Below are 26,699 nucleotides of genomic sequence, written 5' to 3'. Positions count from 1 at the left end.
CTAAGCTAGGTGAAACAAGTTTCACCTTACTCCGCTCGACTTGCATGTATTAGGCACGCCGCCAGCGTTCGTCCTGAGCCAGGATCAAACTCTCCGAAAAAGAGAGCGATTAAGCTCATTTAGAAAAACTGACGAGAACGTAATGTTCTCTTTATTTTGCTCAACCATTCATACGGTCTTGCGACACGTACCGAATGATCTCGCTAAACATTTTCTTCGAAAATGCTGCTCACTCGTTGTTCAGTTTTCAAAGATCAAATTTCTTTTTTGTTTAATCGCTTTGTTTCAGCGACCTTTATAATATATCATGTTCAGCACCTTGTCGTCAAGAGTTTTTTTAAATTATTTTTTTCGTGTGTTATGCACACGAATTAATTTAGTTAGCTCTTAAAAGGGCCGAGATATAATGTACCACATATCTTCAATTTAAGTCAACACTAAAATAAAGTAATTTTTAGTCCATACAGCAATGCCACTCCCGGCAGTCCAAGCACCGTAACCGTACCTATTGTAGCAGGGTTTATCGGAATACTCACCTCACCAACTAATCCAGAGTAGTTAACTACATATATACCTAGAGCTGCAAGCACTAAATGAACCCCAAAGGTACTGATCCATTTAAAACCGATTCTTCTTCTAAATAGAATGACGAGAATTAGCAGCAAGGATACGGTAAGCACTCCCCATAGAATGATACTCTTCATTATACCCCTCCTACTTCTTTGGTAAGACTTATTGCATTCATCTCTTTCACAGCATAATGACTTTTTCCATTCAAACCGGCCTGCTTCGCTCTTTTTAAGTGCATCTGGTATTTTCTCTCCGCAGCCTCAAGTGTAAAAATCGCATAATCGATCTGATCCTGCCCTACCGCCTCTTCAAACATATGATGCGCCTGCATCCATTCTTCATGTGCAGTCCGTATATCATCCAAAATTTCCGTGCCTGCCCGCTTCTCTTGCAATACCATTTTGCTATCCTTTGCACCGAATGCTTTGATCCAACCCGTCACCATTATGTATCCCCTCCCGAAAATTAGCTCTTAACCTCTTTTGAATCCAGAAAGAACCATTTGAAACAGCTCAGTTTATTTAATAGGTAACTCAAAGGCTTGCAAAAAAAGCACAAGCACAGCTGAGCCGTCAGTGCAGTAAATCTTCTGCCTTCTGACTCTGCGCGGTCCATATTAAACTCACTGCGTTATTTCATACATATCGCGAGAGGGACAAACTTAGAACATACAAAAAAAGAAGCCCTGAGAGACTCAGAGCTTCTTACATTTGTACAGTTCGCTTATAAAATGATCTAGTGCAATTGCCGGCGGCCTTCCAGCGCCTTAGATAACGTTACTTCATCCGCATATTCGAGATCCCCGCCTACAGGCAGACCATGGGCAATCCGGCTCACAACCATCTCAAATGGTTTAACCAGTCTCGAGATATACATTGCCGTTGCTTCTCCTTCAATATTCGGATTCGTCGCCAGTATAAGCTCCTTCACCCGCTCATCACTCAAGCGAGTAAGCAGCTCCTTCAGCCGAATATCATCCGGTCCAATTCCTTCCATAGGAGAAATCGCACCTTGGAGAACATGATAATAGCCGTTGAATTCTTTGGTTCGCTCCATAGCCACGAGGTCCTTAGGATCCTGTACAACACAGATCACGGATGCATCCCTCGTCTTATCCTGACAAATGCGGCACGGATCTGTATCTGTAATGTTACAGCACACCGAACAATAGTGAAGATTTCGTTTCACACTTACCAGCGCTTTGGCAAAATCAATCACATCATCTTCTTTCATGTTCAGTACATGGAAGGCAAGGCGAGCGGCCGTTTTGGGACCGATGCCGGGCAGACGTGTGAAAGCATCTATAAGCTTCGCAATCGGTTCCGGATAATACAAGTTAAGAATTCTCCTTCTATTGGCTTAGAACAAGCCAGGGATTTTCATGCCATTCGTAAATTTACCCATGTCCTGGTTCGCCAGTTCATCAGCTTTGCTCATCGCATCGTTCACTGCAGTCATAACAAGATCTTGCAGCATTTCAACATCTTCAGGATCTACCGCTTCAGGCTTAATTGTAATGGAAATCAGTTTCTTGTGACCATTCACTTCAGCCGTTACAACACCGCCGCCAGAAGAACCTTCTACAGTCTTCGTGCCAAGCTCCTCTTGTGCCTTGAGCATTTGCTCCTGCATTTTTTTGACCTGCTTCATCATTTGATTCATATTGTTCATCTGTGTCATCTCCTTAAATTAATATAATGTTAATGTTAAACACGCTTATTCCTTAATGATAACCAAATTCTCGCCAAAAAGCTCGATTGCCTCATCAATCCAAGGCTCCTTCTGATTCCCATCCTGCTCAGGCTCCAGCTTGAACTCCTCTTCCTTCTTCGTCTCCTGCGTACCTTCTATTGCAGTTAACCAATCCCGCTGAAGCATCGTCACCAGTCTTACCGGTCTGCCGAGCTGCTGCTCTAGCACACCCTCAATCACTTCTCTGTTTGCCGGTTTCTCTGTCGTTTCACGGTGAATACTGTTCTTAAAGGCGACAAGCACAGCATCCTCTAAGGCAGATACAGGTTCTCCATCAACAAACCAGGCATGTACCGTCACTTTCTCTTCCTTGACTCGTTGAAGGATCTGTCCCCATTTGCTCGCAATATCGGTAAATTCCTTGCTACCCCTCCGATTAACGTATTGCTCCATGTTAGGAGGGAGCTTGGCAGGTCCAGATATTCTTGGCGCAGCTGTACGCTGATTAGACCTTGCAGAACCACTACCTGAGCCCTGACCTGCACTCGCAGCCCCAACACCGCCGTTCTTCATTGCCTTTTCCAGCTTTTTCTCAAGATCAGCAATTTGACGTTTCATCGCTGCGATCTCAGAGGAGTCAACACTGGACCCTTGGCCCTCGGAAGCTATTGCGGCAGCACCGCCCTGAGGTAGACTGCACAATTTGAGCAATGCGACTTCGAATAAGGTTTGGGGCTGAGCCGCATATTTCATTTCACTTTGATATCGATTGAGCGTATCAATTACGTAAAACAACTGCTCTTTGGAGAAGGCGTCTGCAATTGGCTTAAATGACGCAGGATCAAGGACCCGATCCGTCATCCGATCTGCATTCGGCACCATCTTGATCAGAAGCAGATCACGGAAGTAGTACAGCAGATTCTCCATACTCTTATCCGCACTCTTGCCTTCCTGCATGAATTCTTCAACCGTCTGCAGGACCTCGCCCACTTCTCCTTTAAGGAGGAATCCAGCCAGCTTGCCAAACTTCTCTGACGGAAGCCCGCCTGTCATATCCAATGTCTGCTGATAGGAGACATGTCCTCCTGTAAAGGAAGAGACTTGATCAAGAATGCTCAGCGCATCCCTCATCCCTCCATCAGACAAACGCGCAATATATTGAAGAGCTTCGTCTTCTGCTGTAATACCTTCTTCTTTACAAATCGCTGCAAGCCGTCCTGTCTGCTCTTCCAGGGATACCCTGCGAAAATCAAACCGCTGGCAACGAGAAATAATCGTAGCAGGAAGCCGATGCGGCTCTGTTGTTGCGAGTATAAACATTACGTGCGGCGGCGGTTCTTCCAGTGTCTTCAGCAAGGCGTTAAACGCTTCTGTCGTCAGCATGTGAACTTCATCAATGATGTACACTTTATGACGGACTTCGGTAGGGGCATACTTCACTTTTTCGCGTAAATCCCGAATCTCTTCTACCCCGCGATTGGATGCAGCATCAATCTCCTGGACATCCATAACCGAACCAGACGTAATACGCCGGCATGCTTCACACTCGTTGCAAGGCTCTACCTGAGGACCCCGTTCACAGTTGACAGCCTTCGCAAGTATCTTGGCAGCGCTTGTCTTCCCTGTTCCACGCGGACCACTAAACAGATACGCATGCGAAATCCGCTCTTCACGTATGGCATTCTGCAAAGTCTGAATGATATGCTGTTGCCCAACCATGTCTTGAAACGACTGAGGCCGCCAAGCACGGTACAACGCAATATGTTCCACTGTGCTTTACCCTCTTTCCACATGTCTCATGACCTTTGTTTGTGGCTTCATTATACTATATTCCCTCTTGAATCAAAACTTTAAAAGTACATGAGCCGTATTTTCATCCCTATTTATGATTGAGTTCCATTTTGTGAGGTCAAAAGAAATATCCTGTTGAATTGTTCTGTTTTGACCGAGATATAACCAAAGGATCGTTACTTCTGAATTTGATCCTAAAAACCTCTTTAAAACCTCTCGTAAATACAAAAAAATCTTTGCATTTCTAATGCAAAGATATCTGTATGTCATCTATTTATTTAGAGTAAGAACCGTGCACCTGTTATTGATAATTGCGATCCAAGCGGCACCCCTGCATAACAACTCGGGTTAGGCCACCCTCCGGCACAAGAGTGGTCTTGCTTATGGCTGCTTCCTTCCGGACCTGACCAGATTCACAAGTACTCATTGCGGAGGACCCAACCGTCAACATTGCATGCAGGGACCAGCCTCACATCGACAAAACCTCTAACAGGAATTCAACCTCGCTATAGCGGATTGCGAGTTACAGGGCACCGCTACCTCCCCATCTAGCACGGTGAAAATAAGTATATCGCATGCAGTATTAAAATGCAACCGGACTGCAATACTTTCCAGCTGCACCTGTTTAACTAGCTATTCGGATCCACATTTAATTCAAGAACGTCCTGCAAAAAAATAAAACCCTCTGCCACTCAGGCAGAAGGTCAAAAACAAATGAAGCTGACGAAAGCTCGTCAGCTTCATATAAATTACATTCCGTATTTTTTCTTAAATCTATCAACACGGCCACCAGCATCCAGGAATTTCTGTTTACCAGTGAAGAACGGGTGACATGCAGAGCATACCTCTACACGCAGAGATTCTTTAACAGAACCCGTTTCGAACGTGTTACCACATGCACAAGTCGCTGTAGTTACGTGATATTTTGGTTGAATCGCTTCATTCATGACTTTCACCTCTTCTTGCCCTGAGCCGGCTAATGGACCCAGAGTTATTAAGAACACAAAGTTGATTATAACACGCTCTTCTACTCTGCGCAATGCCTATGCAAATAAATGGTAGCCGCAGAAATGAGGAGACTTGTGTTGTTTATAACCTGCTTTTTATACAGATTAGCATTCCAATTCACAATAAGCTGTGATTAGGTTGTCGTAGCGGACGCCGCTGAAGTTCTGTTCGTACGTCTTGCAGGCGCAGAGCTTGAGCCTGATCCAGAAGTACTGCCAGATTGTGTCTGACCCGTATTGCCTGCCACATCCAGTGATGCGAGGAACTCCGCATTCGTCTTGGTATTGCGCAGCTTCTTAAGGAAGCCTTCCACAAAGTCATGACTTTCATTCATATTCTTACGCACAGCCCATATCGCATCCAGTTCATCCTTCGTAAGCAGCACTTCCTCACGACGTGTACCGGAACGGCGAATATCGATGGCTGGGAAGATCCGGCGTTCAGCAAGCTTACGATCAAGATGTAATTCCATATTGCCTGTGCCCTTGAACTCCTCGTATATGATGTCATCCATCCGCGAGCCGGTATCAATAAGTGCTGTAGCTAGAATCGTTAAGCTGCCTCCCTCTTCCACATTCCGGGCCGAGCCAAAGAAACGCTTCGGACGATGAAATGCAGCCGGGTCAATACCACCGCTGAGTGTCCGGCCAGATGGCGGAATTACCAGGTTATATGCACGCGCAAGACGCGTAATGCTGTCCAGCAAAATAACAACATCCTTCTTCGCCTCGACTAGACGAAGCGCACGCTCAAGAACAAGCTCAGCTACTTTAATATGATTTTCCGGAAGCTCATCAAATGTTGAGGCAACAACTTCCCCTTTTACAGAACGCTGCATATCCGTCACTTCCTCAGGACGTTCGTCAATCAGCAGTACAAACAATTCAATCTCCGGATTGTTGGTTGAAATGCTATTTGCTATCTCTTTCAGAAGGAGTGTCTTACCCGCCTTGGGAGGTGCAACAATGAGTCCGCGCTGTCCCAATCCTACGGGAGCAAGCACATCCATAATACGGGTTGATAAATGCGCTGGGGATGTTTCAAGTACTAGCTTTTTCTGTGGGTATAGGGGAGTTAAGGCTGGAAAATGGAGTCTTTCAGCTGCAAGCTCAGGGCTTTGACCATTAACGGCATTGACCTGAAGCAGTCCGAAATATCTTTCATTCTCTTTAGGGGTACGGCACTTGCCGGATACGAGATCCCCAGTCCTTAAATCAAACTTACGAATTTGTGAGGAAGATATATAAATATCTTCTTTACTCGGCAAATAGTTAATGGGGCGGAGAAAGCCATAACCCTCTGGGAGGATTTCGAGTACACCTTCCATGAACATAAGGCCGCTTTGTTCTGCCTGTGCTCGAAGAATGGCAAAGATTAGTTCCCTCTTCTTCAGCTGGCCGTAATAAGGGATCTGGTACTTCTTAGCCAACTTGTATAAGTCAGTCAGCTTCATTTCTTCCAGATCAGATATTTGTAGATCCATGCAATAACCACCTATTCAATTAATAAGTCCGTAAAAATGGGAAGACTGACGGTCCAGTCGTATGTGTGCAAACTAAGTAATGATTATCTTCAATAACACTGCTTAGCATCCATTGTACGGAATTTACCTGTCTGAATGCAAATCGCAGTATATTGGCAGTATGATTGCCGTTGTTATGCAAGAAATCAGTATTAGAATAGGTTTACCCATTTTTCGAAGAGATATTCATATAAATTATAGATCGGATCAAAAGAACTATTCTTTAATATGTTTATCTCTTCGAATATAAAAGTATTATTTCTCTACAGTGTCTGACGCCAAACATCGGCACCCAGCTCGCGCAGATTGGTGACTAAGTTGTCGTATCCACGATCAATAAACTCTACACCACCAACCTCAGTGACCCCTTCTTCCACCGTTAATCCAGCGATGACAAGAGCTGCACCTGCTCGCAGGTCGGCCGCCTTTACCTTGGCCGCATTCAGCGAATGACCCTCGATAATTGCCGATCTTCCTTCTACCCGAATCTTAGCACCCATTCGGATGAGTTCAGGCACATGCTTAAAGCGGTTGCTATACACAAAATCGCTTAGTACACTCACGCCTTGTGCCTGGGTCAGCAAGCTGGTCATTGGAGACTGCAGGTCGGTGGCAAAGCCCGGATATACCAATGCTTTGACATCGACATGTTCATAGCTTGGTTTGCCGATCACTCGAATGCTCTCATCAAGCTCCTCAATGCCAACACCCATTTCAATCAGCTTAGCTGTCAATGCCTCTAAATGCTTGGGAATGACATTATCAATGAGTACATTACCGCGAGTTGCAGCAGCTGCAATCATATATGTACCTGCTTGAATGCGATCGGGAATAATGGAATGTCGGCAGCCATGAAGCTCCGATTTGCCCTCGATACGAATCGTTTCGGTGCCTGCACCTTTTATCGATGCTCCCATGGAATTCAAAAGTGTTGCTACATCTATAATCTCAGGCTCTTTGGCCGCATTTTCAATAATCGTAGAGCCCTTGGCTCTTGTCGCCGCCAGCATAATGTTTATGGTTGCTCCTACACTGACAACATCCAGATAAATTTTGGCACCCTTGAGCTCTTTGGCATGAAGATGGATGGCACCATGCTCATTTGTCACCGTTGCTCCAAGAGCTTCAAAACCCTTGATGTGCTGATCAATAGGCCGAGGTTCAAAGTTGCAGCCCCCTGGCAGTCCAATGGTCGCTTCTTTGAAGCGCCCTAGCAAAGCACCCATCATATAATAAGATGCGCGAAGCTTCTTCACTGGTCCGTTAGGCATAGGCAATGAAATAATATGAGAAGGATCAATCCTCATCGAATTTCCATCCCAAGATACCGTAGCTCCAAGTTCCTCTAGAATTTCGGAATAAACAGCAACATCGCTGAGTAAAGGTAGATTATCAAGAATAACTTCCGACTCGGCAAGAATTGCCGCCGGAATGAGCGCTATGGCACTGTTCTTAGCTCCGCTAATGGTAACCGTGCCTTGGAGTGGCCTTCCACCACTGATCATTAATTTTTCCATAAGGTAAGAGGTCCTCCTAGAAATCACTTCTAGCCGAATTGAATAATTCTTATGGCAATGCATCACTACGGATTTACGGATTATATTATAACGATACTTTCAACTTTAAAATACTTATTATGAAATGGAAAAACACCGACTAAGCGGTGTGATTCCCATTTCATCTATTAAATTGAATCGGTTGTCAAAAAACTTACGCTTGGTTGCTGGAACCAAACTCACGGATTTTGCCGATAACTGTTGCTTTGATCGCGTCACGACCTGGAACGATATATTTACGTGGATCGTATTCATTTGGTTTAGCTGCAAGCACTTCACGAACAGTCTTCGTGAAGGAGATTTGGTTCTCTGTATTCACGTTGATCTTGGAAGTACCCAGGGAGATTGCTTTCTTGATGTCATGAGTCGGGATACCTGTACCACCATGAAGAACAAGTGGAAGTGTAGTTGCGTTACGGATCTCTTCCATTTCTGCAAAACCAAGGTTAGGCTCGCCTTTGTAAGGACCATGAACGGAACCAAGAGCTGGAGCAAGTGTATCGATACCTGTTTCGTTAACGATACGAACACAATCGTCAAGCTTAGCATACATTACTTCACCGACAACATCATCCTCTTGTCCGCCCACGATACCAACTTCAGCTTCAACGGAAACGCCTTTGGAATGTGCGTACTCAACCACTTTTTTAGTGATTTCGATGTTCTCGTCGATTGCATGGTGGGAACCGTCGATCATAACGGAAGTGAAGCCTGCATCAATTGCTTCTTTACATTTATCAAAGCTGGAACCATGATCAAGATGGATGGCTACAGGCACGGTAATTTTCATATCGTGGATGAGGCCCTCAGTCATTTTCACTACAGTGTAGAAGCCGCCCATGTGACGAGCTGCGCCTTCGGATACTCCAAGAATGACTGGAGATTTCTCTTCTTCTGCTGCAGCAAGAATAGCTTGAGTCCACTCAAGGTTGTTGATGTTGAATTGACCAACTGCATACTGACCTTTAAGCGCTTTGTTTAACATGTCTGTCATTGATACTAATGGCATGGTTTAAATCCTCCTAGTGTCTTTGTTTGTCTATGGTTATTAGCCGACATCACATACAGCCATTATTATACCACATCCGATGTTAAATACTAAACAAGGGTTTGAAAAATAAATAAGCTGCGGAAACGTCCTGCCATCTCGAATTCTAGCAGAAGACAAGGCACTGGCAAAGTGATGTCATTTACAAAAGGCTACAAAAAATCCTGCCCGTTAAGACAGGACCCTATACATCCTATATTTCGTTCTTTACCCCGCCAAGCTGCATATTAACCGCGATCCGCATCTCATCAATGTCAAATGGTTTGGTGAAGTGCATTAGCGCTCCCAGCTCGGTAGCTTCTTTTATCATGTCAAGCTCGCCATATGCGGTCATCATAATGACCTTGATTTCAGAGTTCATCTCTTTGATATGCTTCAGTATTTCCAGACCATCCATTCCTGGAATCTTCATATCCAGCAATACAAGATCCGGGGAATGCTTCTGAACAATCTCCAGTGCTATTTTGCCGTTAGCCGCCTGGTATGTTGTATACCCTTCACTGCTGAACACTTCCATAAGCAAAATACGAATTCCATTCTGATCATCAACTATAAGTACTTTTTTGTTATTCAAAGTCTTACCTCCCGCAAATCAATCTACGCAAGCCGCACATGATTATACCTAATCCAGCGATTTTTAGGTTGTTAGATATAAGATTCTACTTCGCTCAGTTAAATCCTGCTTACTCAAACCATATTACATATAAATGTAACACCATCCAATTTTAATATGATAAAAAAGATCCCGAGAACGGGATCTTAAGGTTATATAAATTTGAAGTTACATATTCTCTGAATGAGTAAGGGACGCCTTCACAAATTCACGGAACAATGGCTGTGGACGGTTCGGACGAGAAATGAATTCCGGATGGAATTGAACGGACAGGAACCAAGGATGTCCTGGAAGCTCAACAATTTCCACCAAACGTCCATCTGGAGAAGTACCCGAGATAAGCAGGCCCGCCTTCTCAATCACTTCACGGTACTCGTTATTAAATTCATACCGGTGGCGATGTCTCTCGTAGACCAGCTCATCCTGATAGCAAGCTGCTGCAAGGGAGCCTTCCTGCAATTTACAAGGATACAACCCAAGACGCATCGTACCGCCAAGATCCTCGATATCCTTTTGCTCTGGAAGCAGATCAATGACTGGATATTCGGTAGAAGGGTTAATCTCCGAGCTGTTAGCACCTGTGAGACCAACGATAGAACGAGCATACTCAATGACAGATACCTGCATGCCCAAGCAAATGCCGAAGAACGGAATGTTGTTCTCACGCGCATAGCGAATAGCCGATACTTTACCTTCAATACCGCGATCGCCAAAACCGCCAGGTACCAGAATTCCGCCGATTCCGTGCAGCAGCTCATCTACGTTCTCATCCGTGATCTCTTCAGCATTTACCCAGCGGAGCTTCACTTCTGCATTGGCAGCAAAGCCTGCATGAGACAGCGATTCAACCACACTAAGGTAAGCATCATGAAGCGCAACATATTTACCAACAATGGCGATTTCCACTGTTCTCTCCAGCTTGCTGATCCGATCAACAAGACCTTCCCACTCGGTCATGTCCGGCGCAGGTGTTGTCAGCTTCAAATGATTCACTACAATCTCATCCAAGCCTTCATCACGAAGGTTGAGTGGTACCTCATAAAGTGTGCTTGCATCACGGCATTCTACCACAGCATGCGGGTCAATATCACAGAACAGGGCCAGCTTAGCCTTCATATCAGCAGAGAGCTCTTGCTCTGTACGGCACACGATCACATTCGGCTGGATACCGATTCCGCGCAGTTCCTTAACGCTGTGCTGCGTCGGCTTCGTCTTCACTTCACCCGCTGCTTTGATGTAAGGAATCAACGTAACATGAATGTACATTACATTATCCCGGCCTACATCGCTCTTGATCTGACGAATCGCTTCAAGATATGGCAAGCTCTCGATATCACCTACCGTGCCACCAATCTCCGTAATAACAACATCAGACCCGGTTTCACGACCGGCGCGGAATACGCGTTCTTTAATCTCGTTCGTAATATGAGGAATAACCTGAACCGTACCGCCCAAATATTCTCCGCGGCGCTCTTTGCTAATAACCGTAGAGTACACTTTGCCTGTAGTCACATTGCTGTTCTTGGAAAGGTTAATATCAATAAAACGCTCATAATGCCCAAGGTCAAGGTCTGTTTCCGCTCCGTCATCTGTTACAAACACTTCACCATGCTGGTAAGGACTCATCGTTCCTGGATCCACATTAATGTATGGATCGAATTTCTGAATCGTCACCTTAAGCCCTCTGTTCTTCAGCAGTCTTCCCAGAGATGCAGCTGTAATCCCTTTGCCCAGGGAAGACACAACCCCGCCCGTCACGAAAATATACTTTGTTGTCACTTTATAATACCCTCCTACATAAAAGTCCGTAAAATTCAGGCGACATTATGATGTTATCCTAACCCATTTTTCAGGTTATCATCGTCTAAAAAGGGAATAAGCAAAATTTGCTTGTCAAAAAAAACATCCCGCCTCACAGATCAAGGCGGTACATGTTATTTCTATCTATAGTTCCCTATAAAAAAGAAAAAAGCACACCCGAAAAAACGGGGCACTTTTTTATATAAAACACGTGTAATATTCATCGCTCAATCATAAGCCCAAGCAATAGTTTACCTGCTTCAATGAGCTTTTGTCAAGGATGTTCATCGACTTTATACAACCAGTTTTGGACTAGATTTCCTCGTCCTCATCTTCGTCGTCTGACAGCTCATCGTCATCGTCTTCTACGTCTTCTTCATCATCCAGCTCTTCATCACCGATAATCTCATCATCGACATCATCCTCGTCTTCTTCCGAGTCATCATCGAAGAGATCATCATCCTCGTCCTCATCACCAGAATGATCGAAATCTTCATCCTCGTGTTCTTCATCAATGTACTCTTCATCCTCATCATCGTCATCGTTGATGATTCTTGGACGCTTCGTGCCAGTGACAGAATCTTCGGCTTTATCGATCGGATACCAGCGCTTGAGTCCCCACAGATTGGTTCCCACATAGGCAAACCGGCCGTCGATATTAATTTCAGTATATAGCTGTGCAATGACATCGTTGATCTCTTCGTCGCTAAGGCCACGCAGCTTCGCTACTTCATTCATCAGGTCACGATAGTAATAAGGCGTGTTGGCAGCTTTAAGCACCATAAAAGCCAAATCGACCATCGGCATTTCACGGATCCTTTCTGGATCCAATTTTAAATTGAGTGAGGTACTCACTAACGGACACTTCCTCTCACACATTAATTCGCATAACGGTTTATAGAATGACCTAAACACTCCGCTTTAGCTCAATCTATATAACGCTTTAACTATAACTAACATATCCATTAACAAACCTAAGTAAAACCTATTTAGCCTCAAAATGCAAGTTTTATGTGCATAAGTAACGAGATAAATCGAGCAGAAAAATTCCAATCTCTATCTATATAACCCACGATGATGTTCTCTTCAATATGTATTCCCTCAGTATTCCCTCTTCGGCTATAACTCTTCCGTAGCGCTTTCACTTACATTCAGCTGAAAAAATTTAAAAAAGACGGGGGTCCCTCCCCCGCCTTCTGACTGTATCCGCCCTGAAGGATTGCTCCTTCGACGGGTCCCCGCAAGAGCCATGGAGCTCTCTATGTATATTATGAATTTCTACCCCATTTGACACGATTTATCGGGCCTATTTGCAATAAAAAAGGGCTGGTTTCTCATGCCGTATCACCTGCACGTACATACAATACCTCAAGCATGGCATCCAGAGGGGGACTGCCCAAAAATGGATTACTCCGTATTCTTATCCCTGCTGAATGATGAGATGAATCAAGCTTCCCAGACATCCAGCGGACACCAGATCATTCGTTTCGCAAAACCGCAGCAGTATTATGAGTGTTTGCTTGCACTTGCCAAGCTCAAGCCAACCTTAAAAAATCTCCGGCATGTCAGAGCATCCCGCCTGATCAGGGCACTGATCGTTCCTCTAACTCCATCTGCCAGACTTCACAGTTTGAGTAATCCATCCTTAACCATTGAGAACGACAGTAAAATAAAGGTTCACTCCACGATAAAAAACATCAAAACGCCCCCTTCAGGAGGCGGTCACGGCATCCCATGGGGGGTGAGAAAGATTCGTGCTCATAAGGCTTGGTCCAATTCTACAGGACATCGAATAAAAATTGCTGTCATTGACACAGGCGCCGATTATCAGCACCCCGACCTCCGTCATTCCCTCGCCAGAGGCATTAATCTTCTCAACCGAAACATGCTTCCCTTCGATGATAATGGTCATGGCACCCATATTGCAGGCACCATTGCCGCGGCAAACAGCACAGAAGGCATTATTGGCGTTGCCCCTAGATCCATCATATACCCTGTAAAAGCATTCGATCATCAAGGATCAGCCTATGTCTCAGATATCATCCTTGGCATTGATTGGTGTGTCCGGAACCGGGTAGATATCATCAACATGAGCTTCGGCATGCGCACCAAGAGTAAGGCTCTTCTTGATGTCGTCAATAAAGCAAGCAGGGAAGGCATCGTCATCGTCGCCTCTTCAGGAAATGACGGCAAGCGGCGCAGCATTGATTATCCGGCCAGATACGCACAGACCATCTCTGTGGGTGCAACCGATGAGAACAGACGCATCGCTGAGTTCAGCAATCGCGGCCCTTATGTAGATGTGTATGCTCCAGGCAAAAATATATACTCCTGCTGGACTCATGGAAAATATCATGAGATGAGCGGTACCTCTATGGCTACCTCTCATGTCAGTGGTGCGATTGCATTATTGCTGTCAGAACGCCCTGGTTTATCCCCTGAGGAGATCAAGACGCTAATCAAGAAAAGCGCAACCCCCCTTCGTTCCGGAAAGTCAGCCCGTTCCAGCGATCAAGGCGGGGAGCTTCATGCACTGCGATTGCTTCAGGAGGGAACCAAGTCTAGTTAGACATGCGGTGGTCTCTCTAGTATCGAAAGATCTAGACCTTATTTGTATTTGGGATCTTATCTGAGTAAAGAAGCCTCCCGAGATTATCTTGGGAGGCTTCTGCATTATTTAAGGACAGCCGATTATTCGGCAGCTGCTATGACAAATTACATTTTTTCGGGTGCACTCACGCCGACAAGTCTGAGGCTGGTAGCAATGACTGTGCGAACCGCACCAAGAAGAGCCAGTCTCGCTTGAGTCTGCTCCGCATCATCGGTAATGACACGCTCAGCCTTATAGTAGCTGTGGAACAATGCCGACAGCTCATACACATAACGGATAATACGGTGCGGTGCGTATCCATTCGCTGCGGCTGCAACCTCTTCAGGGAACTCGCCCAGCTTGCGCAGAATGTCATATTCATGCTCTGCTGTCAGCTTGGACAGGTTCACATCACGTACAGGATAGATGACGATCCCTTGCTCTTCTGCCTGACGGTATACACTGCATACCCGGGCATGTGCATACTGTACGTAGAACACCGGGTTCTCGTTGCTTGTAGAGATGGCAAGATCCATATCAAAATCAAGATGAGAATCCATGCTGCGCATCGTGAAGAAGTATCGAATCGCGTCTACGCCAACTTCGTCCATCAGATCTTCCATCGTAATGGCTTTGCCCGTACGCTTGGACATCTTCACCTTCTCGCCGTTCTGGAACAAGCTTACCATTTGGGCAATGAGTACAACCAGTTTGTCAGGATCGTTGCCGAGCGCTTCCATAGCAGCCTTCATTCTTGGAATGTAGCCATGGTGGTCTGCACCCCAAATATTGATCATCGTATCGTAGCCGCGGGCATACTTGTCGCGATGGTATGCAATATCCGGTGTCAGATAGGTGTATGTGCCGTCATTTTTAATGAGAACACGGTCCTTATCGTCACCATATTTCGAAGTATGCAGCCAGGTCGCCCCGTCCTTCTCGAAGATCTCGTTTCTTTCCCGCAGCTCGTCAAGCGCGTTCAGAACCGCTCCGTTATCATAAAGTGAGGTTTCACTGAACCAATTATCGAATTCAACACGGAAGCGTCCAAGGTCACGTTTGATCTTATCAAGCTCTTTCTCAAGACCGTAATCTCTAAAGAAGGCTGCACGGTCACCCGGATTGAGCTCAAGCAGGGAGTTCCCCTTCTCAGCAACCAGTTCTCTGGCAAAGCCGCGAATATCCTCGCCATGATAGCCATCCTCCGGCATGTCTACTTCCTGTCCCAGCTCCTGAAGATAACGTGCCTCAATGGATTTACTCAGGTTAAACACTTGATTGCCGGCATCATTAATATAGTACTCACGCGTTACTTCATACCCTGCAAAATCAAGCACGTTGCATAATGCATCGCCAACAGCTGCTCCCCGGGCATGTCCAAGATGAAGGCTTCCGGTCGGGTTCGCACTGACAAACTCCATCTGGATTTTGCGTCCCTCACCCATATTCACACGTCCGTAGTCCTCACCCTGCTCGTGAATGAGTTCAATTACGGGGTACAGATAGCTCTTACTCAGACGGAAATTAATAAAACCTGGGCCTGCGATCTCAGCGGACTCAATTCCAGCCTTCGATAAATCGAGATGTTCAATCATTTGTTCAGCGATCATGCGCGGATTCTTCTTAGCAATCCGAGTCAGCTGCATTGCAGCATTCGTCGCGAGATCCCCGTGACTCTTATCCTTCGGTACTTCCAGCACGATTGCCGGTATCTCTTCCTCAGCCACAATACCTGCTGATATTACAGCTTCTTTAATTGCTGCAGTCACTTGCTCATTAATAAGCTCTAATGGATTGCGTGTCATGAATTAATGTTCCTCCTGTATTTCCATACTGATATCAAAACGTCCTGATTTCTCTTCAAACATATATAGATCATAGCGAAAAGCAAGCTTGGCCGACATTCCTGCGGTGCTAATCTCAAGCTTCTTCGTGTCCGTAGACAAAGCAAACGAAGTGTAGGGTGATTTATAGAATCCGGGCAGCCGTTGGCCCAGCTCAAAATTCTGCTCTGATTCCACTCCGCCATGGCGGATCAGCTTCAAGCTGTGCTCTGTGACCTTAATGGTATTTCGAATCCTGCTCCCCCCGGGAACCTGCTCTTCTTCTTCATATCGTACATAGAGGGCGCTGCCTTTCCTGATCGCCTCTCCGGTAAATGTCTGTATAACCTTCTCGCCGTCAGCCATACTGTAAATATGAACCTTGACGGGATTCCATCCTGACATGATTCTATCGTCCCCTATCTACCTTAAAAAAGCGTTCCTTTCGCTTCTTTCCTTAGTTCATTCTATAGATTTTGGTTCTATTGTTCAAATCAAAATCCTGCCTGTCTATCTAAATGATGCCGTAAAACGGCAGCTCGCATACAAAAGCACCCCAACAGCCCTGATCATATCTTCTTCAATCAGGGGATGAAAGGGTGCTTCACAAACCATAAGCTTGTAATATTGTACAAATCTACTTGACGAAGCCAAGCAGCATTTCACGGATCAGCTTGGATGCAACGATTGGCGTCTGCTGGGTTGGGTCATAGATCGGCGCCACTTCAACGACGTCAAATCCCACGACATTCACACTCGATCTTGCAATCGCATGAACAGCCTCAAGCAATTCCTTCGACGTAATTCCGCCGGCTTCTGCAGTTCCTGTGCCTGGAGCTGCGGAAGGGTCAAGCACGTCGATATCAATCGTCACGTAAACCGGACGGCTGCCCATGGACGGCAATGCTTCCTTCATGGGAGCTGCCACTTCAAATGGATAGAAGTTAATGTTCTCGCGTGCATAGGCAAACTCTTCTCTCGAACCGGAACGGATACCGAATTGATAAATGTTCTTGCCTCCCATCAATTCTGCCGCTTTGCGGATTGGAGTCGAATGGGACAGAGGCTCACCCTCATACTGCTCACGAAGATCGGCATGAGCATCAATATGAATAATCGCAAGATCAGGATATTTCTTGTACATTGCTTCAAGTACTGGCCAAGTGACCAGATGCTCTCCGCCAAGACCAACTGGAATCTTACCGTCAGCCAAGAGACCTTCCACATACTCCCGGATGATATCCAGGCTGCGGCCTGCATTACCGAATGGCAGCAGCAAATCGCCTGCATCGAAATACTTCAGATCCACGATGCTTCTATCCAGGTAAGGACTGTACTCTTCAAGTCCTACAGAAGCCTGGCGAATATGTGCCGGACCGAAACGCGAGCCCGGTCGGAAGCTGACGGTGTAATCCATCGGCATGCCGTAGATCACGGCTTTGGAATTCTCATAATCCTCGGAACTGCAAATAAACACATTTCCAGAGTATGCTTGATCAATTTTCATATTAAGCTAATTCTCCTTATTTAATCAGATCTTCCACGAATCTTGGCAGCACAAACGCTGCTTTGTGAAGACGCGGAGTATAATATTTAGTATCGATTTCTGGGATCGCTGTCTCATCAACTTCGAGCGGATCATACTTCTTGCTTCCCATGGTAAACGTCCACAGACCGCTTGGGTAGGTTGGAATATTCGCTCCATACACACGAACGATCGGGAACACTTCCTTCACGTCTTTGTTCACACTCTGAATCAGATCTGCCTTAAACCAAGGGTTGTCCGTTTGAGCAACAAAAATGCCGTCTTCTCTTAATGCTTCGTAAATTCCTTGGTAGAAGCCGCGTGTGAACAGATTGGCTGCAGGGCCTACCGGCTCAGTGGAATCTACCATGATGACATCATAAGCAGCCTTGTGATCATGAATGTGCATAAAGCCGTCACCTACGAGCACTTCGACCCGAGCATCCTCCAGCTTGCCTGCTATGCTTGGCAAATATTTTTTGGAATACTCGATTACCTTGCCGTCGATATCAACCAGAACCGCCTTTTTCACTTGAGGGTGCTTGAGCACTTCACGGATGACTCCGCCGTCACCGCCGCCAACCACAAGTACATGCTCAGGGTTAGGATGCGTATATAGTACCGGATGCGCAACCATCTCATGGTATACGAATTCGTCTTTTTCTGTCGTCATTACCATACCATCAAGGAGCAGCATATTGCCGAACTCCTCGGTTTTGACCATAGCCAGATCTTGAAATTCCGTCTGTTCATTCACATAAGTTTCGTGAATCTTCATTGTAATGCCGAAATTCTCGGTTTGTTTCTCCGTAAACCACAATTCCATCGTTATTACCTTCTCTCGATTAGAATAAGTGTTCCGCCGGCAGCTTTCACCTGGATTTCTATCTAAACAGCATATACAAGCGAAGAGGAGCTTCAGATTTTCCGTCTATATTGCACTAAACCCATGGCACAAATTGACGCACTTTTGCATTATACGTTAAATCTGAAATCGCTGTAAAGATACTGTTCTATTGCGTTATTTTCAGGATAGCTCACTCATGCTTGGTATGATTTCTATTCGGCTCCGGCTCAAGTGAATCTACAGAAATTTCCTCGTTCTCGGGGATATGTCGTTTCTTCCCTTTAAGAGCCTTTGCCAGTTCATCAAGCGAGCTCCCCTTCCATAATGGAACATCGGTACGATAAGCAGCACGACCATTCAAATGCCCTGCAACAGGAGCGGTCAAAAAAACAAACAGAATGCCAAGAAGCAGCCTTGCACTCACATAGCCGTCATACACGATAAAAAACAAGAAACTGCCGGACAGGATACATAAAATGCCAAGCGTATTACTCTTTGTTGCTGCGTGCGCTCGGAGGTATACATCCGGAAGCCGGATGAGTCCGTAGGCACTCAGCACACTCAGAATCGCACCAAACAAGACAAGGAGCCCAACGATTACACTAAAGATCATCGTCATTTTCGAGTACAAGCCCCCTTTCAATAAATCTGGCAAAGGCAACTGTACTGATAAACGCCAAGATGCCAATTAAGAGGATGATATCCACATAAGCCTGAGTATGAAGCAGCATAGACAATACAGCTACACTTCCAATCAAGTGAATACCAATCGTATCGAGTGCCGTGATGCGGTCAGCCATGGAAGGCCCCTTCAGGACCCGATACAGACACCCGAGAATGGCGATACCCAGCAGCAACAGCGACATGCTAAGAACAATGGTCAGCATTATCTCGTCACCTCCATAATCGCTTTCTCAAATGTATTTTTGATACCCTCTGCAATCTTCCCTTCGTCCGGGATATGGAACGCGTGAATGTATATGGTTCTCTTGTTTCTGGAAATCTCAAGGGGCATCGTGCCTGGCGTCAGTGAGATGAACAGAAACAGCAGCATAATCTCGAATTCGGAACGAAGATCCGTCTCATATTTAAAAATTCCGGGCGAAATGTCGAGCTTCGGCTTTACAATATGGGAAATAACTTCAAACGAGGAACGAAAGAGCTCTACAATAAGCAGCTTGATCAGCTTTAAGGTGGCCCATAGCTTTTTTAAATAGAAGGGCTCAGGGAAGAACCTACGGAATGCAAAAATGATCAGCAAACCAAGGGTGTACCCTACAAAGAAGCTGGCTCCGCTCCATGAATGATTGAGCATCATCCATAGAAAAGTGATGAGTAGATTGAGAATAATCTGCCTGGACATTCAATCACCACCCCTTTAATACCTTATTGACATACAGGCTGGGATCAATCAGTACATGTGCCGCCGTCGAAAAGGAAGGATACAGCACCTCTGCAAACAGCCCCATACCGATCACAATAACAAACAGCCCCCCTGCCGGAATGAGCATCCGGTTAATGGAGTAATGAGCTTCATCCGAATGGATGGTCTGCCCCTTTCCCCAGAAAGCATAAATGAAGATTCGCAGAAGCGAGTACAGCATCAGGAAGCTGGCAATTACCGCAATTGTGGTCAGCCCGTACAGCCCCGCGGCAATGCCCCCTTCAAAAAGCATCAGCTTACCCGGGAATCCGCTTAGCGGAGGAACACCTGCCAGAGCAAGTGCAGCTACGAAGAACATCCAGCCGAGCAGCGGGTAGCTGCGGATGAGCCCGCCCATATTGTTAAGACTTGCGGTCCCGGCAGCGGCAATTAATGCTCCGCCTAGCAGGAACAAGAGTGTTTTGATAATCATGTCGTGCAATAGATAGAACATAAGCCCTTCAAGCGCGAGCTTGTTATCTGCTGCCATCCCAAAGGCCACAAAGCCTACCCCTGCCACAACGTTGTACACCAAAATCTTATTTACGTTCTTATAGGCAATAGCACCGATTACCCCTAGTATCATGGTAGCGCCTGCCATCCAGCCAATGATCTGACGAGTAAACTCTGGATCGTGATAGAACACAAGTGTGAACATCCGCACAATGGCGTATAAACCCACCTTCGTCAGAAGACCGGCAAACAGTGCGGTTACGATGGCCGGCGGAGCAGCATAAGAACCGGATAGCCAGAAGAACAAGAACAGCCCGGCTTTGATGCTGAAGATAAGCAGGAATAGGACCGAGATGACTCCCAGAATACCATCCTGCCCTACCTCAGCCACCCTCACCGATAAGTGAGCCAGGTTGACGGTTCCTACAACGGAATACAGGTAACCTATGCCAACGACAAAGAAGGAGGAGGATACCATATTGATCAGCACATATTTTAACGACTCCATCAGCTGTCTTTCCGTATTCCCCAGCACCAACAGTGCATAAGAAGAAATAAGCATCAGCTCAAAGCAAACGAATAGATTGAACAGATCTCCGGTTAGGAAGGAGCCGTTGACGCCAGCCATCAGAAATTGAAAGAACACGTAAAAGTGGTATTTCTCTCTCTCCTCTGTGAGACTTCTAAATGCATAGAAGATACAAGCCACCGCAATAATGGAGGCTACGAGTACAAGCAGAGACGCAAGAGTATCCGCTACAAACACGATGCCATATGGTGCTGCCCATCCTCCCATATTGAGCAGCTGGAGGCCTGAAACGGATACTTGTGCGAACAACAGGATCGCTATGCCAAGAGCAATGACAGTACCAATTCCGCTGATCCAGCGCTGTATTCTGACCGACTTCATAAACAGAATAAGAAGAATCCCTGTGAGAACAGGGATGAAGATCGGCAGAACAACAAGGTTATTCATATTTCGGCCCCCTTACTTCCTCCATATCGTCGGTCTTCAGTTTGAGATACGAACGATAGGCAAGCACGAAGAAGAAGGACAGCAGTCCAAAGTTAATGACAATCGAAGTCAGGATCAGTGCTTGTGGAAGAGGGTCCACATATTGCTCGGCGTTCTCTCCCAGCAGCGGAGGTGCACCTGTCTTCAGACGAGCCATTGTCATAAGCAATAGATGCACTCCGTGTGACAAGATGGATATCCCCAGCACAAGCCGCAGCAAGCTTCGAGACAGTATCAGGTACACACCTACGGCAAATAGAATGCCCACGGTAACACTCATTATAATTTCCATCGTCATCGATCCTCCCCAATTTGCAAAATGATGGTCATCGTGACACCAACCACGGCCATGAACACGCCTGCTTCAAAGATGAGGGCGGTCGTCAGTTCAACCTCGCCCAGTATCGGAATATTGAAATAACCAAATGTCTGGCTCATAAACGGAACCCCAAACAGGAAAGATCCCGCAGCGGTTGCTAGTGATATAAGAAGGCCCCATGCAATGACATAACGGTAGTCGACCGGAAGTATTCTGCGCAGCGTATCTGTATTGAACGCGATCGCCATAAGTACGAGTGAGGCAGAGGTTACGAGACCGCTGATAAATCCGCCCCCCGGCTGATGATGTCCGGCGAAGAAGAGATACAGAGCAAAGATTAAGATAATAAACACAATGATCTTTGTACTCATCTGTAAGAAGACATCGTTACTTCGCAAAGGAACGGTGTTCCAATTATCCGGCTTGACCATTCGACTCTTATCCTTTGCTTGATCCTCCTCTTCCTTCTTCGGCAAAGCTTGATGCTTCGAGCCAAGATCTCTGCCCGTCAAATTGAGATTGATCATCGAATAGATCGCCAGGGCAGCAACACCAAGCACCATAATTTCAAGCAGCGTATCAAAACCACGGAAGTCAACCAGAAGCACGTTGACAATGTTCTTGCCCCCTGCCAGGTTATAGCTCTCCCTTGTAAAGAACTCGGAAACGGAAGCGAGCTGAGGTGTTCCGCTTGCTGCCAGAGCAATCAAGGTAACCATGACACCTACCCCGATAGCAATAACCAGGTTCAAAGCCTGATATTTCCTGCTTGATTTGGGCGTCAGCTCGGGAAGGTGATAGAAGCAGAGCAGGAAAAGTGCGACCGATACCGTTTCAACCACCATTTGAGTCAAGGCCAAATCTGGCGCTCTGAAGAGCACAAAGAACAAGGTAACAAGATAACCCACAGCCCCTGTTAGGATGACAGCAGACAATCTGTGTTTGGCTAATGGAATGCACAATGCCGTAATAATTAAGCCCGCGAGCAAAATATTTTCATAAGCCATGAACGATTCATAGCCGCTGAAATCCCACTGTATATCGCTGGCGCGCCAGAATGCATAGAAGATCAGGATCAGCATAAAGCCGAAGATGTAAATTAAATAGTTGCGCAGCGATCCGTTCATGTAGGTCTGAGTCCATCGCTTCGCAAACCGGTGCAGCCCTCTAAATGCCGTTGAATAAAAACGGTTGATGGTATATCTGGGGATGTAATCCTCATATTGAGTCTTCCATCTGGGCAGGAATTTGTAGATGACTCCACCGAGAACAACAACGCCTAAGGTCATCCACAGCTCGGGTGTGATTCCATGCCATAGATACAGATGCACATCGAAACGTTCTCCTTCAGCTAGAAGGGGAGACAGAACCGAGGCCATCGCCGGCTCAATCAGCCCGCCAGATAACAGATCCGGATATACTCCTGTGACCAGTACCATCAGCGCCAGAATAGATGGCGGAATTAACATTCCTATAGGTGCTTCATGAAGCTTATGTACAGGAATTTCAGTCTTGTTCGTTCCAAGAAATGTCCGAAATACGATAACCATGGAATAAATAAAAGTCATTACACTGGCAATCCAGGCCAAGATGGGAAATAGCATTCCCCAGGCTTCGAGATTGAATATGCCCAGTTCCGTCATTTCAAGCGTCGCCTTGAAGAACATCTCCTTACTAATGAATCCGTTGAAAGGCGGCAGACCTGCCATGGAGAACGTGCCAATGAGAGCAATCGAGAAGGTTATCGGCATGACGGATATAAGTCCGCCAAGCTTTCTAATATCCCGTGTGCCTGTCTCGTGATCTACAATCCCTGCCATCATAAATAGTGATCCCTTGAACAGCGCATGATTAAACAAATGTAATATGCCTGCCGTTGTTGCTGTTGTATATAATAAGGATTCCGACCCATATCCAAAATAAAGTGCAGCCGAGCCTAACCCAAACAGTGACATGATGAGCCCAAGCTGAGATATAGTTGAATACGCCAAAATGGCTTTGAGATCCGTCTTCTTAATCGCAATAAGTGAGCCGTAAGCCATCGTTATAATCCCTACAAGCGAGACAAGCCAGAACCATACAGCTTCACCACCAAAGACCGGTGTATAACGGGCTACAATATAAATGCCGGCTTTGACCATTGTGGCTGAATGCAAATAGGCACTTACTGGCGTCGGTGCTTCCATCGCATCGGGCAGCCAGATATGAAACGGGAACTGTGCGGATTTGGTAAAGGCCCCGATCAGAATGAGAATAAGCGCAGGGATGAACAGCGAATGATCGTCTATATTAGAGATAGACTCGATCGTTTCTCTTATGCTGTATGAGCCGCTGATCAAATACAACATGATGAACCCTGTCAGCATCGCGAATCCACCAAAGACCGTGACAAGAAATGACTTTTGTGCACCGCGGATCGACTCTACCTTACTATGATGAAAAGCAATCAACAGGAAAGAAGCGATACTCGTCAGCTCCCAAAAGCCGTATAGCACCATCATGTTGTCTGAGAGTACAACGCCAAGCATCGCTCCCATAAACAGGAGCAGATACAAGTAGAACTGATGCAATGCCTGACCACGTTCCATATAGTAAACAGAGTATAGAACAACCAGAGTGCCTATCCCTGTAATCAGCAGCGAGATTAGTAGGCTTAATCCGTCTAAGTAAATTGTAAAATAAATGCCAAGCGATGGAATCCACGGAATGGATTCATAGAATACAGCGTAGTTCCTCACATCAGGAATGAGGCTCAGAAAATAGGCAAACAGAATCAGCGGTACGAACAAAACCGCCCATCCCAGGTGAAAACGGTGTGACAAACCTTTCATAAATGCAATCCCAATCCCTGCTGCAATGGGAAGAAGAATAGAAGTATGAAGCAGATACACAAGTACACCCCCTAGTAGCACGAATTAGAGTTTATGTTAACCTTTACCCGTATCTGCTATGCACAGAATCTTTGATTGCTATGAATAATGAATAGGACCTAGTCCCATACTGGTACATAAGGTTATTTTTGGAATGAAGGGAGGGCTCCATTTGTCACAATCTGCAGAATCCACGAAAAAGAAAACAAGCCGCACCATGAAGGTTCTGAAAGTACTAGGCATTCTGGCGCTCACGGGCATTGTGCTAACTACAGTGCTTGTCATCTATCTATATGCTACGAGCCTCCCTCTCGCAGATAATGACCGAAATTCAAGGCTGTTTGATATCAACGGTGAGGTCATCGCTACATTTTCCTCCAGTGGGAAGGATTCGACTCCTGTGAAGCTGGATCAGATTGCACCTGAATTAAAAGAGGCTACCATTGCCGTCGAGGACCGCAAATTTTATGAGCATTATGGCTTTGATATTGTAGGCGTGGGACGAGCTATTCTCGTAAACATCAAGGAAATGAGCATGGCACAAGGTGCAAGTACATTGACACAGCAGCTTGCCAGAAATCTGTATTTAACCCATGAGAAGACATGGTCACGAAAAATAAAAGAGGCGGTCTATACAGCCCAGCTTGAAATGAATTTTACAAAAGACGAAATTCTACAAATGTATCTGAACGAAATCTACTATGGTCACGGAGCCTATGGAATTGAAGCCGCATCTCAGCTCTATTTCGGCAAGTCGGCGGCAGATCTTACGCTTGCGGAGAGCTCACTTCTCGCCGGTGTCCCCAAGGGTCCTACTTACTACTCGCCGTACAATAATATGAAGAAAGCAAAGGATCGGCAGAAGATTGTTCTCAGCGCTATGGTCGATACAGGTGATATTACACAGAGTGAGGCTGACACCGCATACAATGAAATGCTGGATATCAAGCCGCAAAGTGAACGGAAAACAAATGAAGAGGCTCCGTATTTCCGTGATTATATCCGTAATGTGGTCGTTAATGAGCTGGGCATTGACTCTTCACGTCTGGATCACGGAGGACTTAATATTTACTCGACCATTGATATGCGGATGCAACAAGCTGCTGAAGAGACAGTGGCCCGCATAATGGATCCAAAGAGTCAGCTTCAAGTCGGCCTGGTCTCCATTGACCCTCGCGATGGATATGTAAAAGCAATGGTGGGCGGCACCAATTATCTGACGAGTCAGTATAATCATGCACTGGCCAGTAATCGCCAGCCGGCCTCCTCCTTCAAGCCGATCATGTATCTAACGGCCATTGAATCCAAACAGCTCACCAGTGTTTCTCTATTCGAGAGCAAACCGACGGTATTCCATTACGATAATGACCGAAAGACCTATGAGCCCAGCAATTTTGGCGAGAAATATCTTGGCTGGATTGATATGCGCAAGGCGATTGCCGTTTCGGATAATATTTATGCAGTCACTACACTGATGCAAATCGGATATGAGCCGGTTATTGCCATGGCCCACAAATTAGGGATAACCAGCTCGCTCAGCGGAGTGCCTTCGCTTGCCCTCGGCACCTCCCCTGTGAGCGTGTTTGAAATGGCCTCAGCATACAGTGTGCTTGCCAATGAAGGACAGCGAAATGCCCCGATTGCCGTGCTTAAGATTACGGATGCGGCTGATCGCATCGTGTATAAAGTTCCGGAGCAGGCACCCGAACAGGTCGTTGACCCGGCCTCAGCTTATGTAATAACCAATCTGCTGGAGAGCGTATTTGATACGGGAGGTACAGCTCACCGGGTTGCGGGCAAGCTTGCAAGGCCTGTCGCGGGCAAGACAGGCACCACGAGCTCCGATGCCTGGATGGTGGGATATACACCGGAACTCGCGACCGCTGTGTGGGTTGGCTACGATGAAGGAAAAGAGATTACAACAACGGAGAGCCGCAGGGCTGCTCCGATCTTCGCCGAATACACAGAGAAGGCGCTTGAGAATGTGCCTCCAAAAGTATTTCCTGTGCCTGAAGGCGTGACCAGTGTTTATGTCGATCCGACAACTGGCAAGCTTGCCGGCAATTATTGTGAGAATCGCAGGCTCGAAGTATTCCTTCGCGGCACAGAGCCGGCCGAATATTGTACCGAGCATTATGCTGAGCCGGAACAAGACTCGACGGAGCAGGATATTGAGAGAGAACGAGATGATACTTGGTGGGATCACTTTAAGAATTGGTGGACCAAATAAGCCT

Annotated in this window: 24 protein-coding genes, 1 rRNA gene and 1 other RNA gene; 2 read left to right on the top strand and 24 right to left on the bottom strand. The window is 46.2% G+C overall.

What is annotated here, in order from left to right; all coding sequences use genetic code 11:
• The 14 genes from BLW49_RS27505 to rpoE form a co-directional block, all read right to left on the bottom strand.
• A 16S ribosomal RNA gene (locus tag BLW49_RS27505) occupies positions 1 to 100 on the bottom strand; the annotation flags it as partial.
• A gap of 337 nt (positions 101 to 437) precedes the next feature.
• Positions 438 to 704, bottom strand: coding sequence for a pro-sigmaK processing inhibitor BofA family protein (locus BLW49_RS27500; protein WP_090728083.1), 267 nt, complete (start codon positions 702 to 704; stop codon positions 438 to 440).
• Positions 704 to 970: a DUF2508 family protein gene (locus BLW49_RS27495; RefSeq protein WP_083656275.1), complete on the bottom strand. Its 267-nt coding sequence runs from the start codon at positions 968 to 970 to the stop codon at positions 704 to 706. The genes BLW49_RS27500 and BLW49_RS27495 overlap by 1 nt, the downstream gene beginning before the upstream one ends.
• A 335-nt stretch (positions 971 to 1,305) precedes the next feature.
• The gene (gene recR, locus BLW49_RS27490) at positions 1,306 to 1,905 is read right to left on the bottom strand and encodes a recombination mediator RecR (RefSeq protein ID WP_076315721.1); all 600 of its coding nucleotides are present in this window, start codon (positions 1,903 to 1,905) and stop codon (positions 1,306 to 1,308) included.
• A 24-nt stretch (positions 1,906 to 1,929) separates the two neighbouring features.
• A complete protein-coding gene (locus BLW49_RS27485; protein ID WP_047914323.1) occupies positions 1,930 to 2,241 on the bottom strand; it encodes a YbaB/EbfC family nucleoid-associated protein in 312 nt (103 codons plus the stop codon).
• Positions 2,242 to 2,286: 45 nt separating this feature from the next.
• Positions 2,287 to 4,032: a DNA polymerase III subunit gamma/tau gene (gene dnaX / locus BLW49_RS27480; RefSeq protein ID WP_090728082.1), complete on the bottom strand. Its 1,746-nt coding sequence runs from the start codon at positions 4,030 to 4,032 to the stop codon at positions 2,287 to 2,289.
• Positions 4,033 to 4,343: 311 nt separating this feature from the next.
• An RNA gene (ffs, locus tag BLW49_RS27475) (signal recognition particle sRNA large type) lies at positions 4,344 to 4,610 on the bottom strand.
• Positions 4,611 to 4,802: 192 nt separating this feature from the next.
• Positions 4,803 to 5,000, bottom strand: coding sequence for a 50S ribosomal protein L31 (rpmE, locus tag BLW49_RS27470; protein ID WP_076315723.1), 198 nt, complete (start codon positions 4,998 to 5,000; stop codon positions 4,803 to 4,805).
• Positions 5,001 to 5,194: 194 nt separating this feature from the next.
• A complete protein-coding gene (rho, locus tag BLW49_RS27465; RefSeq protein ID WP_076315724.1) occupies positions 5,195 to 6,544 on the bottom strand; it encodes a transcription termination factor Rho in 1,350 nt (449 codons plus the stop codon).
• Between the two features lie 302 nt (positions 6,545 to 6,846).
• Positions 6,847 to 8,100 carry a UDP-N-acetylglucosamine 1-carboxyvinyltransferase gene (locus tag BLW49_RS27460; RefSeq protein WP_090728080.1) on the bottom strand — a complete coding sequence of 418 codons (1,254 nt, stop codon included), beginning with the start codon at positions 8,098 to 8,100 and terminating at the stop codon, positions 6,847 to 6,849.
• 193 nt (positions 8,101 to 8,293) lie between these two features.
• Positions 8,294 to 9,148, bottom strand: a complete 855-nt coding sequence (gene fba / locus BLW49_RS27455) for a class II fructose-1,6-bisphosphate aldolase (protein WP_076315726.1) — start codon at positions 9,146 to 9,148, stop codon at positions 8,294 to 8,296.
• A 232-nt stretch (positions 9,149 to 9,380) separates the two neighbouring features.
• A complete protein-coding gene (locus tag BLW49_RS27450) occupies positions 9,381 to 9,761 on the bottom strand; it encodes a response regulator (protein WP_076315727.1) in 381 nt (126 codons plus the stop codon).
• Positions 9,762 to 9,968: 207 nt separating this feature from the next.
• Complete coding sequence (locus tag BLW49_RS27445) at positions 9,969 to 11,579, bottom strand: CTP synthase (protein ID WP_076315728.1); 1,611 nt, start codon at positions 11,577 to 11,579, stop codon at positions 9,969 to 9,971.
• A 333-nt stretch (positions 11,580 to 11,912) separates the two neighbouring features.
• A complete protein-coding gene (gene rpoE / locus BLW49_RS27440; protein WP_076315729.1) occupies positions 11,913 to 12,455 on the bottom strand; it encodes a DNA-directed RNA polymerase subunit delta in 543 nt (180 codons plus the stop codon).
• Positions 12,456 to 13,002: 547 nt separating this feature from the next.
• On the opposite strand from rpoE, the gene BLW49_RS27435 reads away from it, so the two are divergent.
• Positions 13,003 to 14,169, top strand: coding sequence for a S8 family peptidase (locus BLW49_RS27435; RefSeq protein WP_076315730.1), 1,167 nt, complete (start codon positions 13,003 to 13,005; stop codon positions 14,167 to 14,169).
• Positions 14,170 to 14,315: 146 nt separating this feature from the next.
• On the opposite strand, the gene argS is transcribed toward BLW49_RS27435, so the two are convergent.
• The 10 genes from argS to BLW49_RS27385 all read right to left on the bottom strand — a co-directional run bounded on the left by argS (position 14,316) and on the right by BLW49_RS27385 (position 24,486).
• Positions 14,316 to 15,995, bottom strand: a complete 1,680-nt coding sequence (gene argS / locus BLW49_RS27430) for an arginine--tRNA ligase (protein WP_076315731.1) — start codon at positions 15,993 to 15,995, stop codon at positions 14,316 to 14,318.
• 3 nt (positions 15,996 to 15,998) lie between these two features.
• Positions 15,999 to 16,418, bottom strand: coding sequence for a YwiB family protein (locus tag BLW49_RS27425; RefSeq protein WP_076315732.1), 420 nt, complete (start codon positions 16,416 to 16,418; stop codon positions 15,999 to 16,001).
• A 232-nt stretch (positions 16,419 to 16,650) separates the two neighbouring features.
• Entirely contained in the window at positions 16,651 to 17,520 is an 870-nt protein-coding gene (speB, locus tag BLW49_RS27420; RefSeq protein ID WP_076315733.1) for an agmatinase, read from the bottom strand.
• Between the two features lie 16 nt (positions 17,521 to 17,536).
• A complete protein-coding gene (speE, locus tag BLW49_RS27415; protein WP_076315734.1) occupies positions 17,537 to 18,364 on the bottom strand; it encodes a polyamine aminopropyltransferase in 828 nt (275 codons plus the stop codon).
• 211 nt (positions 18,365 to 18,575) lie between these two features.
• Positions 18,576 to 19,004 (bottom strand): monovalent cation/H(+) antiporter subunit G, encoded by a 429-nt coding sequence (mnhG, locus tag BLW49_RS27410; protein ID WP_076315735.1) that lies wholly within the window; start codon positions 19,002 to 19,004, stop codon positions 18,576 to 18,578.
• Complete coding sequence (locus tag BLW49_RS27405) at positions 18,988 to 19,272, bottom strand: Na(+)/H(+) antiporter subunit F1 (protein WP_083656271.1); 285 nt, start codon at positions 19,270 to 19,272, stop codon at positions 18,988 to 18,990. Before BLW49_RS27405 ends, mnhG begins: the two co-directional genes overlap by 17 nt.
• Positions 19,272 to 19,748 carry a Na+/H+ antiporter subunit E gene (locus tag BLW49_RS27400; protein WP_076315736.1) on the bottom strand — a complete coding sequence of 159 codons (477 nt, stop codon included), beginning with the start codon at positions 19,746 to 19,748 and terminating at the stop codon, positions 19,272 to 19,274. Before BLW49_RS27400 ends, BLW49_RS27405 begins: the two co-directional genes overlap by 1 nt.
• A gap of 4 nt (positions 19,749 to 19,752) precedes the next feature.
• Positions 19,753 to 21,237 (bottom strand): Na+/H+ antiporter subunit D, encoded by a 1,485-nt coding sequence (locus tag BLW49_RS27395; protein ID WP_076315737.1) that lies wholly within the window; start codon positions 21,235 to 21,237, stop codon positions 19,753 to 19,755.
• Positions 21,230 to 21,568 carry a Na(+)/H(+) antiporter subunit C gene (locus BLW49_RS27390; protein ID WP_047914341.1) on the bottom strand — a complete coding sequence of 113 codons (339 nt, stop codon included), beginning with the start codon at positions 21,566 to 21,568 and terminating at the stop codon, positions 21,230 to 21,232. The genes BLW49_RS27395 and BLW49_RS27390 overlap by 8 nt, the downstream gene beginning before the upstream one ends.
• Before the next feature lie 2 nt (positions 21,569 to 21,570).
• Positions 21,571 to 24,486 (bottom strand): Na+/H+ antiporter subunit A, encoded by a 2,916-nt coding sequence (locus tag BLW49_RS27385; protein ID WP_090728078.1) that lies wholly within the window; start codon positions 24,484 to 24,486, stop codon positions 21,571 to 21,573.
• 196 nt (positions 24,487 to 24,682) lie between these two features.
• Here BLW49_RS27385 and BLW49_RS27380 point away from each other — a divergent pair, with 196 nt between their 5' ends.
• Positions 24,683 to 26,695, top strand: a complete 2,013-nt coding sequence (locus tag BLW49_RS27380) for a transglycosylase domain-containing protein (RefSeq protein ID WP_090728087.1) — start codon at positions 24,683 to 24,685, stop codon at positions 26,693 to 26,695.
• Positions 26,696 to 26,699 lie beyond the last annotated feature (4 nt).

The sequence above is a fragment of the Paenibacillus sp. PDC88 genome (assembly GCF_900106725.1).
In the GTDB taxonomy this organism is placed as follows: Bacteria; Bacillota; Bacilli; order Paenibacillales; family Paenibacillaceae; genus Paenibacillus; species Paenibacillus shunpengii.
The sequence above is the reverse complement of the archived record's forward strand: the minus strand, read 5'-3'. Positions and strand labels throughout refer to the sequence as shown.